Source organism: Leptospira stimsonii, from assembly GCF_003545885.1.
GTDB lineage: Bacteria > Spirochaetota > Leptospiria > Leptospirales > Leptospiraceae > Leptospira > Leptospira stimsonii.
In genome coordinates, this window is the sequence record NZ_QHCT01000001.1 from 566759 (window position 1) to 580544 (window position 13786).

Consider the following 13786-nt stretch of genomic DNA (forward strand, 5'->3'; position numbering starts at 1 on the left):
GATTAGACTCAATTAGAGCCCAGCCGTAATTCCCCCATCCACAACGATCGTTTGTCCCGTAACATAGGCGGAAGCATCGCTTGCAAGATAAATTGCGGCACCGACCAAATCTTCCGGCTTTCCCATTCTTCCCATCGGAATCGCATTTACCATATGTTCCATCACTTCGGGTTTCTCTTTGATCATTTCCGTCATATCCGTATCGATAAAGCCCGGACAAATCGCATTGACTCGATAACCGGAGCCGATCCATTCAACCGCCAAAGCTCTTGTCATATTGATTACCGCACCTTTGGTCCCAGAATAAACGGAGGCAAACTTTGTTCCTCTCATTCCAAGAATCGAGGCGATATTGATGATGTTTCCACCCTTCTTTTTGTGAATCTTGTAATACGATGCACAGGTTCTAAAAACTCCCGTAAAGTTTGTTTGAATGATCGATTCGATCTCATCTTCCTTTAGGAAGGCCGCCGGTTTGTTCGCGGCTATTCCCGCGTTATTTACGAGTACATCCAGTTTACCGTGTTCTTTTACGATCGATTCTATGATCGACGTCATTGCATTCGGTTGACGAATGTCCGCGGCAAAACCATGAATACCGGTTCCTTCAAATCTTTTTACCGATTCCTCCGAAGAGCCGGTCCCGTAAACGATAGCTCCCGCTTCTCTAAATCCCAGGGCAAAATGTTTTCCAATTCCGCGAGTAGATCCAGTTACAAGGACCGTTTTATTTTTTAAGTTAAAGAGATTGCTCAATTGTATTTACTCCTGATTGTATTTCGGTTTCACCGGATAACAAGGTCTTATATTCTCTATCGATTCTTCGTTCGTCGCGCCTTCGGGGCCTTTTCCTCTTTCGGTATCAAAAGTCCGAATCAGTTTTCGAGAATCAATTCTAATATTCTTCCCAAAGTCCGAATTTGTATCGCGTGTTCTTTCCTTTTTCGGTTTCTTATCGGAATAGGGATCGAAAATTTCGGCACCTCTTTCATCTTTTTCAATGGTAAGGTCGTCAACCAAAACTTCTCGATTAATATAGTGAGCACCGTCGCTTTCATACGTATTATGCAAAGGGTCGCAATCAAACATATCGATTTTAGTCACAATTTTATCGCAAAAAATCAAATATTCCTTACAGAGGTATTGGAAACTTTGTTCTTTTACTCGATCAAAACTTCCTCTCCTACAAGAAGGGAGATAAATGATAACGAATAGGATGGTTAAGAATCTAAATATGGAATTGAAGTTCATAAAAGTTAAGTTAGAATATTATGGTTTTATGTTATTTTGCTTTTCAGAGGCGGGCGTAGCATTCTTGGATTCACTTTCCTTTTGAAGTTTTCCAGCCGAAATCCCGAGTTTCCATTCGTAGGATCGCAAAGTCCGAACCCTATCTTTTTTTCTTTCTTCTTCCGATTCGGAATGAAGTTTATCCTCCGCGTCGTCCCAGTAGATTAGTTCTTCCGGATTTAAATAGTCCGTATCTAAAATTCTATTCTTGGAAATTCGATCGGAAAGGGAAATCGATGAGTCTTCGTTTTTTCCTAAAAGAATTTTAATATGATAAAGTGAAATCAAAGCCTGTTTTTGGAAATGGAGCGCGGACGTTCTTTCGCCTTTTTCCAATTCGGTTACGGATGCTTTCGTCGTCTCACCGGAACGAACATAGTATTTTTCCAAAATCGGGAGGATGTTTTTATTTCTATTTTTCTGATCCAGACGAATCGATACGATCAAAGGTGCGAGTTCTTGACCGAGTTGAACCGTCTTTGTTTCGTAATCTCTTCTCAATATTTCTTCCAAAGGAACGAGCGCTTTATACACGTTTTCAAAACCGGTTGCGGCCGTTGCGTATTCAGCTCTGAGATAGGAAGTTTCTGCGTTGCCGTAGTCTAAACTCATCTTATCGAGATCTTGTTTTTTTCCAAAATTCAAAAGTGAGGTGCGAATTCCTTTTAATCCTACGAATGCTTTTTTACGAACGGATTCTAATTTTCCGGATTCGATCAGTTCTTTCTCGGAACCTATTTTTTTATTTTCTTTGACGTCTTTTGGATCGCCGATTTTTTCCTGGGAGTAAGTCGACCCGATCAATATAAAAAATAAGAATCCAACCAGAAAAGGAAGATTAAAATAAGAAGAATTTTGATTCTCTTTCATCCATACCAATATCGACCGGAAAACGGGTGCAAAGCAAGGCTTTTCTCAAACTGTGGATGAATGATCGTCCTAAGATCCAGATCCCCTCGCCGAAAACAGGTTTTGGAATCTCTGGATCTAGATTTTCGAGTGGAACCGGAAGACATCGACGAACGCTCGTTTCAAAACGAAAGTCCATTGGAATACCTCAAACGAATCACACTTTCGAAATTGGGAAAAAAGACCGAGAAAGAGCTACTTGTTTCCTGCGATACGATTGTAGTCCACAATCAACGGATTCTTCAAAAACCCGTCGATTTTGAAGAAGCAGTCGCCATTTTAGAAAGTTTATCCGGCAAAACTCATATCGTATATTCCGGTTTGGGAATCTACGATCGCGGTCTGGAACAATTCGCATTCGATTCCTCCAAAGTGACCTTTCGAGATTGGACAAAAGAGCAAATCATCGAATACATTGAAACATATTCACCTTTTGATAAGGCGGGAAGTTACGGAATTCAGGACACAAATGGTCCTGTCAAACGTTACGAAGGTTCGTACACAAACATCCTCGGCTTTCCGATCCGGATGTTTTTTCAGTATCATAGAATTTGGGAAAAATATTTAAAAGGAAATCAAGCGTAGAAATCGATCAAACTTCCACGACCTTGTGGCAACGTATCCGTGCTGGGACGAGCAAAATTCTTACCAGGGAAACCGCGGTCGGAATTAAAATCTTCTCTTCGAATCCGGTCGACGGCTTCTACTTTTCCGCCAAAACGAGCAGGGCTGACGTAAGCCAAACCTTCTCCTGGAAAAGAAATCCTCTGGACTCCGGAACTGATGTTCATATTCTATTCTTCGGAGATTCGATTCCTTAGCTTAAGCTAATTGTTTCCTTTTTTTGGAAACGATTCGAATTCTACATCGTAGACAATGGCGACTAAAACTAAAGAATACAAAAATACGATCGAGTTTCTTTCGGATGTCGGAAAGGAGCTTCCCTCGATCGTTTTCGTAGCCGCAAAAGAATCCTATGAATTCGAAATTCTCGCTGAGAAATACAAAGAAGCAATTCGCAAAAGCGGAGAATCGATCGAAATCGTAATCTTTGTCTCGGAGCCGGGTGATTTCGAAAGATTTCAATCGGAAGCCTTTAACCTGGACATGTTTTCCAATCGAAAATTGTTCATTATCAAATCGGGACTTGAATTTTTTAAACCGGTTTCCGGTGGAAAGGGAAAGAACAATGAATCTTTACAAAAACAATTCTCCAACTTTCCCGAATCCATTCAGCTCTTAGTTCATTACAATCACTGGGAAGTTCCGAGCAAGGTTCTTCAACTTTTTGGCGGAAAAGCCAATCTAATCAAAACGAAAAATTTTTATCCGAACGAAACCAAGGGCGGACTTCTACAAGCTTGCAAAGAAATCGGAGTTCAATTGGAAGAAGATGCGATGGACGAGTTTCTGCACAAGATTCCTCCTTCGATGGGCGCGTATTTGCAATCGCTTTCAAAACTGAAACTCTATCTTAGCAAGAAGATTTTTAACAAACAAGATATCGAAGACGTTCTTCTTTTTAATTCGGAACTCAACTCGAGCGGCCTGGTGGATTTTTTTATGGAATCGGATCGAATCCGTTTTTTTAAGGAATTCAGAAAATTTCAGAAAGGGAAGGATTCCCTTCTTCTATTTTTTATGATTCTAAAAGAAAGAATCGATCAACTTCGAAAATACAAAATCATTTCTAGAAAGTATGAAACGACTCTTTCCGACGAAGAAGTTTACGAGTATTTGGACATTCAATCTTATAGTCCGGCAAGAAAGAATTTCGTGAGAAACCGTCTGAAAAAGGAAGCAACATTCTTTTCCGATAAGATCATCGGAGACCTTTACGATTTTATCATTGATATGAATATTAGAATCAAAACCGGATCAGAAAAGGAAGAATCGGAATTCTATTTCAATCGAAAGATGGAAGATTTTTTTATTCAGCTTCGCCGGAAAGACCGAATTCTATAATCTTTCTATAAATCGTTCTTTCCGAAATCCCTAAAATTTTCGCGGCTTTTTCTCGATTCCCATTCACTAAAATCAGATTCTTTTTTATGATTTCTCTTTCATAATCTCGAAGCGGAATTCCCGTTCTTACTTCTATAAATTCTTTATAAACATAAGAGGTTTCGAACATCTGCGGAGGAAGGTGCTTTGTATCTAAAACTCGAACCGGGAACAAAGAAACCATACTCTCCAATAAATTTCGCAACTGTCGAATATTACCTGGAAAATCGTAATTCAAAAGTAAGTGATAGAGTTTTTCACTTAGTCTCGTTTCTTTTCGTTTGTATTTGTCCGAAAGTATTTCTAAAAAATGTTTTATAAGAAGAGGGATGTCCTCTTTCCTTTCTCGAAGATCCGGAAGATCCAATCTGTAATTCGAAATTTCAAGATATAAGGATTCTAAGATATCACCGGACTCCAATTTTTGTTTCCATTCCTTACCTGATAAAAAAACAAATCTGGAATCGGTTTGATTTTCGCGTAGCTTTCTGAGTAAGTGCGCTTGGACTTCTTTGGGAGCTTTTGTAAAATTCTTAAATACGAAGTAAGTGTTTTGATCTTGAGAAAGGAAATTTTCCAACGCGGATTCTTTTTCAAGGTTTTCCGAATCTACAATTTTAAAGGACGGTTTCCTCCCGGAAAGGTTGGCGATCAATTGAGCAATGAAGGTCTTCCCGGTGCCGGGTCCGCCAGTGACAAAGAGGGGCATTCCATTTTGGGAAAACGATTTGAGTCGATCTAATATTTTAACCGAGTTGGATGCGTTGCTGATAAAAATATGTTCGTCGGAATTCAAATGAGGATCCCTTTAGAAAAAGATTATAATCCTTTGACCTGCAGAACTCTACCTCGGACGATACAATCGAAAGAACTTTTGTTCGTATTTTGAAAATAATTTCTTACCTGGACGGGCGTACATTCCAAGATTTGAGACGGATTTCCTCTATAAACTTCGGTAAGATCCGCGACATTGGTCACACCGTCCACTGAAGCGCCTGAAGGAACATAAGTCGTTTGATAACTCACTGTTTCTTCTTGTTCGGGTATTTTAACTCCTTTCGGCAAAAAGATCCAAAAAGCCCGCTCTCCGGATTTAACCAAAACTGCCGGTCCTTCCGATTTATATTCCCCTTTTAAAAGTACGCTCGAAAGCAAATAAGCTAAGTTATCCTGAAGAGGCTCCGAGGCGAGAATCTTGTCGCCGGTAAGTTCCGAGTAAATTTCTGTAAAATTGAGAGGATTGATGGATTCCGACTCCGTGTATTTTCCGGAATAGGATACCTTATTCAGCGAAGCTTCGGATCCTATTTTTCCAGGCGCGAGTTCGGAATACGTAAAATAGATCTGCCGTCCCCGAAAGATCAACGTTTTCGAATCTTTCGCAGTACTAACTTTCCGGGAATACGCGATCTCAAAAAAACTCTCTTTCGGAAGAATCCCTTTGTAATACTGAGTCTGTGATATGGAAAAATAAGGTGCCGTGAAAAGTCGAATTCCATAACCGTTTGATTCTAAATCTTGCAAAATAGATGATAAGGTTGGATTGGGAATTTTTCCCTTTGCATTTGTAAGAATGATTATGTCTTGAATAGTTTGTGATTTCGCACCAGTAGAAAGGAGATTTCTTTTTACTTGAATCAAAGCATTCGAAAGATCGTCCAACGAAGATTTTCCAACCGATCTAAGACTGGAGATTTGAGTTCTAAATTCCGAGAGCGAGGTCGCTTTCGGGAGAACGGTTGTTTTTCCTTCTGAAAACGTAGCGACTCGAAGTCCAGTCATCGATTCCCAGGACGCATTCTTTACAAATTGAACCCATTCTTCTCTTTCTCTTTGGAAAGAAGGCGAAAGATCTACAACGAAGATCAACTCTTTCGATGTTTTCTTTTGACTGATTTCCGCTATTTGTCTCTTTTTTGATGGAATCCAAGGAAAGGATTTCTCAGTCATAGAACGCATCAAAGAGAAAAGGTCCGATTTTTCCGTGAGATGCAGTTCATCGAATTGCTTTTGTGTACAATTATAAACGGACCGATCTAATGAAACTTGATTTTGAAAATGGAGCTCATCTCTCACTAAGTAATCAACCGAGAGTTCGGAACAGAGCTTTAAAAAATCTTCTTTTCCAAAATGGGAACTTTTGAATTTTTCAAATATTTCTTTGTCTTTAATTCTTTCCGTAGTTTCTACTTTGGCCCTTAAGAGTAGGTTTGCGTAAAAAGCCCCAAATTTGGAAATTTCTTGCGATCTGTCACCGATTCTTTGAAAAGAATTTGGTAGGTTACCTTCAATCTTTCCGGGAAGGAAAGTTATACTCGTAGAGAGTAAAGGGTGAGCCAAGAAAATTAAGAAAAATAATAAATTTCGTAACATAAAGAATTAGTGCGACGCAAATCTCTCTCTGGATTCATTTAGAGAAATCTATGTTTCAAAGCAACCTATTAAAAAATGTGTTGCATAAACTCAGCGAAGTATTAGATTTTTTCTTTTAGTAGATCAAGGAGAAAATAATGATCAATAGACTTATCGCTCTATCTGTAGCAACAATGATTTTTGCAGCTTGCTCCAGTACCGACACTGGACAAAAAGATGCAACGACTGTCGGTGACGGCGGATGGACATTTGAAGGTTGGGGTGGAGCTCCAGAACAAAGAAACGACGGAAAAACACCAAGAGATACTACTCCAAAAGACTGGTACTATATTAAATTTTCCTCCAGAGCGTCCGCTAAAGCAGTAGCAAAGAAAAGCCAGGCAATGATGCAATCAACTTGCCGCGAAGCTTCCAGACTTCAAGGTGCTTCTGATGTTGTGAAGAAAATGGTTGGTGAAACTGTAGAAGCGGCTTCCGGAGTTTCCGACGGTGAAGCAACTGCTTCTGTGATCGTTTCTCAGTCTCAAGGCGTTGTAAAAGGAGTTGGGGTTTACGAGTGTAAAGCAACCGGTTCCGGCTCCGATCCTAAAGATGTTTCTAAAGACAACTGGGAAGAATGTCAGTGTGTGATCTATGCAAAATTTCCTGGTGGAAAAGATGCATTGGTAGCGAAAGCACAAGAAGTTTCTAACAAACAATAAGCTTTCTTCTAAAAGCTTTTCTGTTTCGAAACCCCGCCCTGAAAAGCGGGGTTTTTTATTGGATTTTGCAGAATAGAATTTTAATTTTTAAAGCGAAATAGTTCAGAACTTTAAAGAACTAGCTTTGCTTACTCCAGGGAAAGACTAAACTTAGTTGCTAAATTGTTGATATCCGTTGAAAATTCATCCTGCTTCGCTAATGCTTTTTTCAGAGCCTCAGTCGCAGATGTAAGAAGTTTTGATTTTTCCTCTTCTGTTGCTGTATTAGATTTTGCTAAATCTTGACTTGCTTTTTTCAAAAGTTTGATCGTTTCTCCCAAAAGCGCATCCTTACTCAAATTCGGAGAGATTGTTTTAATCCAAACATCATAGTAATTTACGAGTTTGTCCCCCTCAAGAATGGAATCGTAACAAGTTACTTTCGAGAATTCTCCGATAACCTCTTGCTCTAAGCAATACATACCTCTTTTCAATTTCCCTTTTGTATTGGCTGTAATTGTTGGCTTAACGAATGCATCATCCGTTGCGTTCAAAACAAAATATACGTTTTCGGAAAAGTTTTTTAAGGGTGCGAATCCCTCTTTATTTTCTACCGTTCTTACTTTTAAAAACTCGGTGGGAATAGTTCCCTTCTTATCTTTGGTCGGAATTTGAACTTCCACAGTTTCCAAACCGGTAACTTCTTCCATTCCATAGACAAGAGATACTTGATCTTCCTTTTTGTCGCTACCGGGAGTTTTATAAATCCACTGGTCATAATTTGCGAATCTAGTTCCGAGAATTTGTGGGACGTCTTTCTTTTCTTCTTTTTTGCAATCGGTAAAAGCCGACAAAGTGAAGCTAAGAAGCAGAATTATTTTTACAAGTTTCATAAGGTAATTTCTCCGTTTCGAAAAGTTATTTACGAATGTACTAAAATCGTCAAGAAAAACGTATTCGAAACCATTTCGACTTAAAGGTAAAAGCAGAATAAAGCGATTGGAAATCGATTTAAAAGTTCTTTACGGAAGAATTAAGAAGAAATAGAAAATCCGGTGCGTTCTAAATTTTACGATTCTTTAAGAAAAAGATGAGATCTTATTCGAAAGTAACTAACTTTCATCACTCAAACAGAAAGACTGAAATTTCGAGGAGAAAGTAAAAGTTCTTCAAAAGGATTGAATTCCCTAAGTTCCAAAAGTTGAGATTTCCACTCGGGATCAAACTCTAGTCCGGAAAGATATTTAACAAGATGTTTTCGAAAGAGAACCAAGCCGAATTCTTCTCCAAAACTTTCAATCATCCAAGATAGATGTTGCAGAATAACGGAAGAGATTTCATTCCATTGAAGATTTTCTTTTTTGATCTCTGAGAAAATCCAAGGATTACCGATCGCATTTCTTCCGATTAGAACTCCATCAACTTTATATTCCTTTATCTTTTCTTGCGCTTCTCGGAATGTTTTGACGTCACCGTTTCCAAAGACCGGGATTTTCACATTCGCTTTCACTTCGCCGATCGCATTCCAATCCGCAAGACCGGTGTAAGCCATTTCCTTTGTTCGACCATGGACTGTTAAAGCGTCCACGCCGGAAGACTCGAGGATCTTTGCTACTTCCAGGTAATTTCTGTTTTCAGAATCCCAGCCGATTCTTATCTTTGCCGTCACAGGGACATTGACTCTTTTCTTTATTGCCTCGATAATCTTTCCTGCGTGTGCGGGTCTTCTCAACAAACCGGCGCCAGCTCCGCGAAGAGAAATCTTGCGAGTAGAACAGCCCATGTTTAGATCGATTATATCCGGCTTTAATTCCTGAATGATTTCCGCTGATTCGGCGATTACCTCGAGTCGATTTCCAAAAATCTGAAACGTAATCGGCCTTTCCTCCGGAAGAAAATGGAACATCCTGAGCGCTTTCGGTGCACGGTGAACTATTTCATCGGTATTCACAAATTCCGTATAGGAAAATGCGGCGCCGAATTTTCTGCAGATTCTACGTGTTGGAGAATCGGAAATGCCCGCCATCGGAGAAAGTGATATTCTCCCAGGCAAGGTGACATTTCCGATCTGAATCATCTTTTTAACTTTCTCCGAGAACCGTAAAGTCTTGTACTTTGTCGTTATCCTTCAGATCAACCAGACGTACTCCGACAGCAGTTCTTCCTAATTTAGAAATATCGAATGCGTTGATACGAATCGTCATTCCCTGTTGTGTGATCAGAATGATTTCATCTTCCGCACCGACGGAACCAGTTCCTACGGAAAATCCGTTCTTATCCGTTACTTTTAGATAAGCCATTCCCTTTCCGCCTCTTCCCTTAGCGCCAAACTCCTCGAACCCAAGGCGTTTTCCATAACCTTCTTCCGAAACCACGAAGATGTCTTCGCCTTCTTTGAATTTACTGAGTCCTACAATTGTATCATCCGGAGAAAGTCTCATACCTGTTACGCCGCTTGCCGTACGGCCTTGCGGGCGAATGATATTTCCTTCGATTCTCAATGCTAGACCTTTTCTCGAGAAGATAATCACTTCGTCCTTATCGTTGATCGCTTCCACTTTTATGAGGTCGTCACCGTCACGGAGTCCGATCGCGATAATTCCCGACTTCTTGACGTTGCTAAATTCATTCAGATGAATTCGTTTGATAAATCCTCTTCGAGTTACAAGGAGAAGATCCTTGTCCATGTCTTCTTCTCTGAATGCAAAGACGGAAGAAATGTATTCATCTTCTCTTAGGTTGATAATCGCTTTTAAGGATTTTCCCCTAGCTTCCTTGGAAGCGATTGGAAGTTCATATGCCTTCATCACATAGACCTTTCCAATATTAGAAAAGAACATGATACTATCATGAGTCATCGCGGCCTTCATGATCTTGATCACGTCGTCTCGTTTTTGTGAAAGACCTTGAATCCCTTTTCCGCCTCGTTTCTGTCTTTTGAAAGTGTCGATTGGAAGTCGTTTTACGAATTGATCATAGGTGATTTGAATTACGATTTCTTCGTCAGCAATCAAGTCTTCCGCATTAAAAGAAGAACTTTCGATACTTTCGATAGAAATTTCCGTTTTTCTTTTTGTTCCGTATTTATCTCCGACTTCCTGAAGTTCGGTGCAAACGATATCGTTTACGCGAGAAGGTTTAGCGAGAATATCTTTCAAATCGACAATGAGCTTTCGAACTTCTTCCAATTCATCGATGATTTTTTGTACTTCGAGAGAGGTAAGTCTCTGTAATCTCATCTCGAGAATAGCGTCCGTCTGAACGTCGGAAAGACTAAACTTCAACATCAACTGCTCTTTCGCCTCAGCCGGATTTTTCGAAGCGCGAATTACCTTGATTACTTCTTCGATATTTTCTAAGGCGATTTTCAAACCTTCTAAAATATGAGCGCGTTTTTCGGCTTTGTCTAAATCGAACTGGGTTCTTCTTACGATAACGACTCGTCTGTGCGCGGAGTAAGCCGTGAGAATTTCTTTAATATTGAAAATCTTCGGTTTATTATCCAGGATCGCAAGCATCGTGATTCCGTAACTTACCTGAAGCTGAGTCATCTTATAAAGTTGGTTTAGAATAACCTGAGCATTTGCGTCTTTCTTAATATGAATCTCAACTCGAATCCCCTTCCGGTCGGAGAGATCCATAATTTCCGAAATACCCTCAATGTGTTTATCGTTAACAAGATCGCCGATTTTCTCCAATAGAACTTTTTTGTTAACTTGATACGGAATTTCCGATACGACGATCACTTCTCTTCCGTTTTTCTTTTCTTCGATATCAACTTTGGATCGGATCCGAATCGATCCTTTTCCAGTGGTATACGCGGAGATAAGTCCCTCACCGCCGATAATAATTCCAGACGTTGGAAAATCGGGTCCTGGAATTATTTTTAGAATTTCGGGAATCGTAATTTCAGGATTTCGAATCACCGCAATAACGGCATCGATCGTTTCTTTGAGGTTGTGGGGCGGAATGTTTGTAGCCATTCCCACGGCGATTCCGGAAGACCCGTTAACGAGAAGGTTCGGAAAATTAGCCGGAAGGACATCGGGCTGTTGTTTCGTATCATCATAGTTAGGTGAGAAACTAACCGTGTCCTTTTCGATATCGCGTAGAAGTTCCTCGGCTACTTTTTCAAGTCTCGCCTCGGTATAACGATACGCGGCAGGATTGTCACCGTCGATCGAACCAAAGTTTCCTTGACCGTCGATCAAAGGGACTCTTAAAGAGAAATCCTGCACCATTCTTACGAGGGCTTCGTAAACGGAAGCGTCACCGTGAGGGTGATAGTTACCGATTACTTCCCCGACGATCTTCGCGCATTTTACATATGGTCGATCACTTCTCCACGCGCGTTCGTTCATCGCATGAAGAATTCTTCTGTGAACGGGTTTTAGTCCGTCTCTGACATCCGGAAGGGCTCGTCCCACGATGACCGACATCGCGTAACCAAGATACGCCTCTTTCATCTGATCTTCGATTTCTACAGGAATAACTCGAACTCCGTTTTTTAAGGCGTCCGCGATATCCGGTTTTCCTGCAATATTGTAGCTTAGGACTTTTGTTTCGTTTTCCATCTCTTGACTCATTTCTGAATTCCCTTCGGATCAAAGATCCAAGTTTGCTACCTTAGCCGCATTTACTTCGATAAACATTTTTCTAGGATGAACTTCATCGCCCATAAGAACGTTGAATGTTTCCTCCGCTTCCACAAAATCGTCCAACTTCACTTTCAAAACCACTCGATTGGAAGGATCCATCGTGGTTTCCCAAAGTTGTTCCGGATTCATCTCTCCCAAACCTTTGTAACGTTGAATCACAACCTTATCGTTACCGACCGTTTTCAATAGTTCTTCTTTTTCTTTGTCCGAGTAAGCATAGGTAGAATTTTTACCGTGTTTGATTAAATAAAGAGGGGGTTGCGCGACATAGAGATATCCTCTTTCAATCACGGGACGCATATAACGAAAGAAGAATGTAAGGAGAAGAGTTCGAATATGAGAGCCGTCTATATCCGCATCGGTCATAATCATAATTTTATGATACCGAATCTTATCGATATTAAACTCATCCTCACCGATTCCAGTTCCCAGCGCGGAAACCAAAATCCGAATCTCTTCACTCGCGAGAATCTTATCCAATCTTGCTTTCTCCACGTTGAGAATTTTTCCTTTCAATGGAAGAATCGCCTGTGTGTTTCGATCTCTTCCTTGTTTCGCGGATCCGCCGGCAGAATCTCCCTCGACGAGATAAATTTCAGAATGAGCAGGATCTTTTTCGGAACAGTCAGCGAGTTTTCCCGGAAGACCACCGCCTTCTAAAACCGTTTTTCTTCTGGTTAGATCTCTGGCTTTCCGAGCGGCTTCCCTAGCCTTCGCGGAAAGAATACATTTTTCTAATATTCTTTTTGTTATGTTTGGATTCTCTTCAAAGAAAAGAGTCAGACCTTCCGAAGTCAAAGTTTGCATAATACCTTTGATCTCCGCATTCACCAATTTTTCTTTTGTCTGAGAATTGAACTGAGGTTGAGGAATCTTAACCGAAATAACCGCAGTCAATCCTTCCTTAACATCTTCACCGGATAAACCGGTTGGATGTTTCTTTGCCATGACGGTATCTTTTTTTAGGAAGTCATTGAGAGTTCTCGTGAGCGCGGCACGAAAACCTTCCAAGTGAGTTCCACCTAAGTTGTTATTGATGTTATTGGTGAAACAAAAAATACTTTCCGTGTAAGTTTCCGAGTATTGAATCGAAATCTCAGCAATCACATCCTCTTTATTTCTTTCAAAGTGAATCACTTTGTGCATTGGATGTTTGTTTTCGTTGATATGTTCCACGAAAGAAACGATACCGCCTGAAAACTGGAATTCGTTCTTAAGTAAATTCTCACCTCCGTTTCCGCGTCTTCGATCCTCGACGGTTAAAATCAAGCCTTTATTCAAAAAAGCTAATTCTCTAAAACGAGCGGAAAGAACATCGAATTGAAAATCGACCGTTGTAAAGATGGAAGCGTCCGGTTTGAAACGAACGATTGTCCCTCTCTCCGATGATTCTCCTTTCGCTTCAACGGGAGAAACCGGAATTCCTTTCTCGTATTTTTGAGTATAGATTTTTCCTTTTTGAAAAACCTCTACGACAAGCCATTCGGAAAGTGCGTTCACAACCGAAACCCCAACCCCGTGCAGTCCGCCGGAAACCTTGTAGGCGTCGTTTTCAAACTTACCACCGGCATGAAGAATCGTCATTACGACTTCGATCGTGGAGATTTGCTTGTCCGGGTGAATGTCGACCGGAATACCACGGCCGTTATCTCTTACTTCGATGATGTTATCGGGAAGAATGCTGATTTTGATTTCTGTACAGTGACCGGCCATTGCCTCATCCACGGAGTTATCGACAACTTCATAGACCATTTTGTGAAGCCCTGTCTCATCCTGAGTTCCAATGTACATCCCGGGACGTTTTCGAACAGCTTCCAGACCTTCTAAAATCTTAATCTGACCGGCGCTGTAGCTTGCTTCTTCTTGGCTCAT

At 40.6% G+C, this 13786-nt stretch carries 13 protein-coding genes; 3 read left to right on the forward strand and 10 right to left on the reverse strand.

Annotated features, from left to right (window positions below):
* Window positions 1-12: 12 nt before the first annotated feature.
* Genes DLM75_RS02805 through DLM75_RS02815 form a run of 3 tightly spaced genes read right to left on the reverse strand, consistent with a single transcriptional unit; the run spans window position 13 to window position 2160 of the window.
* The gene (locus tag DLM75_RS02805; protein ID WP_118967012.1) at window positions 13-756 is read right to left on the reverse strand and encodes an SDR family NAD(P)-dependent oxidoreductase; all 744 of its coding nucleotides are present in this window, start codon (window positions 754-756) and stop codon (window positions 13-15) included.
* Between the two features lie 6 nt (window positions 757-762).
* Window positions 763-1251, reverse strand: coding sequence for a hypothetical protein (locus DLM75_RS02810; protein WP_118967013.1), 489 nt, complete (start codon window positions 1249-1251; stop codon window positions 763-765).
* Between the two features lie 18 nt (window positions 1252-1269).
* Window positions 1270-2160 carry a hypothetical protein gene (locus DLM75_RS02815; RefSeq protein WP_118967943.1) on the reverse strand — a complete coding sequence of 297 codons (891 nt, stop codon included), beginning with the start codon at window positions 2158-2160 and terminating at the stop codon, window positions 1270-1272.
* Window positions 2161-2220: 60 nt separating this feature from the next.
* Here DLM75_RS02815 and DLM75_RS02820 point away from each other — a divergent pair, with 60 nt between their 5' ends.
* Window positions 2221-2784, forward strand: a complete 564-nt coding sequence (locus tag DLM75_RS02820; protein WP_118967014.1) for a nucleoside triphosphate pyrophosphatase — start codon at window positions 2221-2223, stop codon at window positions 2782-2784.
* Here the strand turns inward: DLM75_RS02820 and DLM75_RS02825 are convergent.
* Window positions 2775-2990: a hypothetical protein gene (locus DLM75_RS02825; RefSeq protein WP_118967015.1), complete on the reverse strand. Its 216-nt coding sequence runs from the start codon at window positions 2988-2990 to the stop codon at window positions 2775-2777. The two genes, DLM75_RS02820 and DLM75_RS02825, sit on opposite strands and share 10 nt — an antisense overlap.
* A gap of 85 nt (window positions 2991-3075) precedes the next feature.
* Between DLM75_RS02825 and holA the strand changes: the two genes are divergently transcribed.
* Window positions 3076-4164, forward strand: coding sequence for a DNA polymerase III subunit delta (holA, locus tag DLM75_RS02830; protein ID WP_118967016.1), 1089 nt, complete (start codon window positions 3076-3078; stop codon window positions 4162-4164).
* Here holA and DLM75_RS02835 read toward each other — a convergent pair.
* Window positions 4130-4999, reverse strand: a complete 870-nt coding sequence (locus tag DLM75_RS02835; RefSeq protein WP_118967017.1) for an AAA-type ATPase lid domain-containing protein — start codon at window positions 4997-4999, stop codon at window positions 4130-4132. The two genes, holA and DLM75_RS02835, sit on opposite strands and share 35 nt — an antisense overlap.
* 23 nt (window positions 5000-5022) lie before the next feature.
* Window positions 5023-6576 (reverse strand): LIC10012 family protein, encoded by a 1554-nt coding sequence (locus DLM75_RS02840; RefSeq protein ID WP_118967018.1) that lies wholly within the window; start codon window positions 6574-6576, stop codon window positions 5023-5025.
* A 137-nt stretch (window positions 6577-6713) separates the two neighbouring features.
* On the opposite strand from DLM75_RS02840, the gene DLM75_RS02845 reads away from it, so the two are divergent.
* On the forward strand, window positions 6714-7277 hold the full coding sequence (locus tag DLM75_RS02845; RefSeq protein ID WP_118967019.1) for a lipoprotein LipL21: 564 nt from the start codon (window positions 6714-6716) through the stop codon (window positions 7275-7277).
* Between the two features lie 128 nt (window positions 7278-7405).
* On the opposite strand, the gene lenA is transcribed toward DLM75_RS02845, so the two are convergent.
* From lenA to gyrB, 4 genes are all read right to left on the reverse strand, one after another.
* Window positions 7406-8149, reverse strand: coding sequence for a lipoprotein LenA (gene lenA / locus DLM75_RS02850; RefSeq protein ID WP_118967020.1), 744 nt, complete (start codon window positions 8147-8149; stop codon window positions 7406-7408).
* A gap of 233 nt (window positions 8150-8382) precedes the next feature.
* Entirely contained in the window at window positions 8383-9333 is a 951-nt protein-coding gene (dusB, locus tag DLM75_RS02855; RefSeq protein WP_118967021.1) for a tRNA dihydrouridine synthase DusB, read from the reverse strand.
* A 4-nt stretch (window positions 9334-9337) separates the two neighbouring features.
* The gene (gyrA, locus tag DLM75_RS02860; RefSeq protein WP_118967022.1) at window positions 9338-11842 is read right to left on the reverse strand and encodes a DNA gyrase subunit A; all 2505 of its coding nucleotides are present in this window, start codon (window positions 11840-11842) and stop codon (window positions 9338-9340) included.
* Window positions 11843-11860: 18 nt separating this feature from the next.
* Complete coding sequence (gene gyrB / locus DLM75_RS02865; protein WP_118967023.1) at window positions 11861-13786, reverse strand: DNA topoisomerase (ATP-hydrolyzing) subunit B; 1926 nt, start codon at window positions 13784-13786, stop codon at window positions 11861-11863.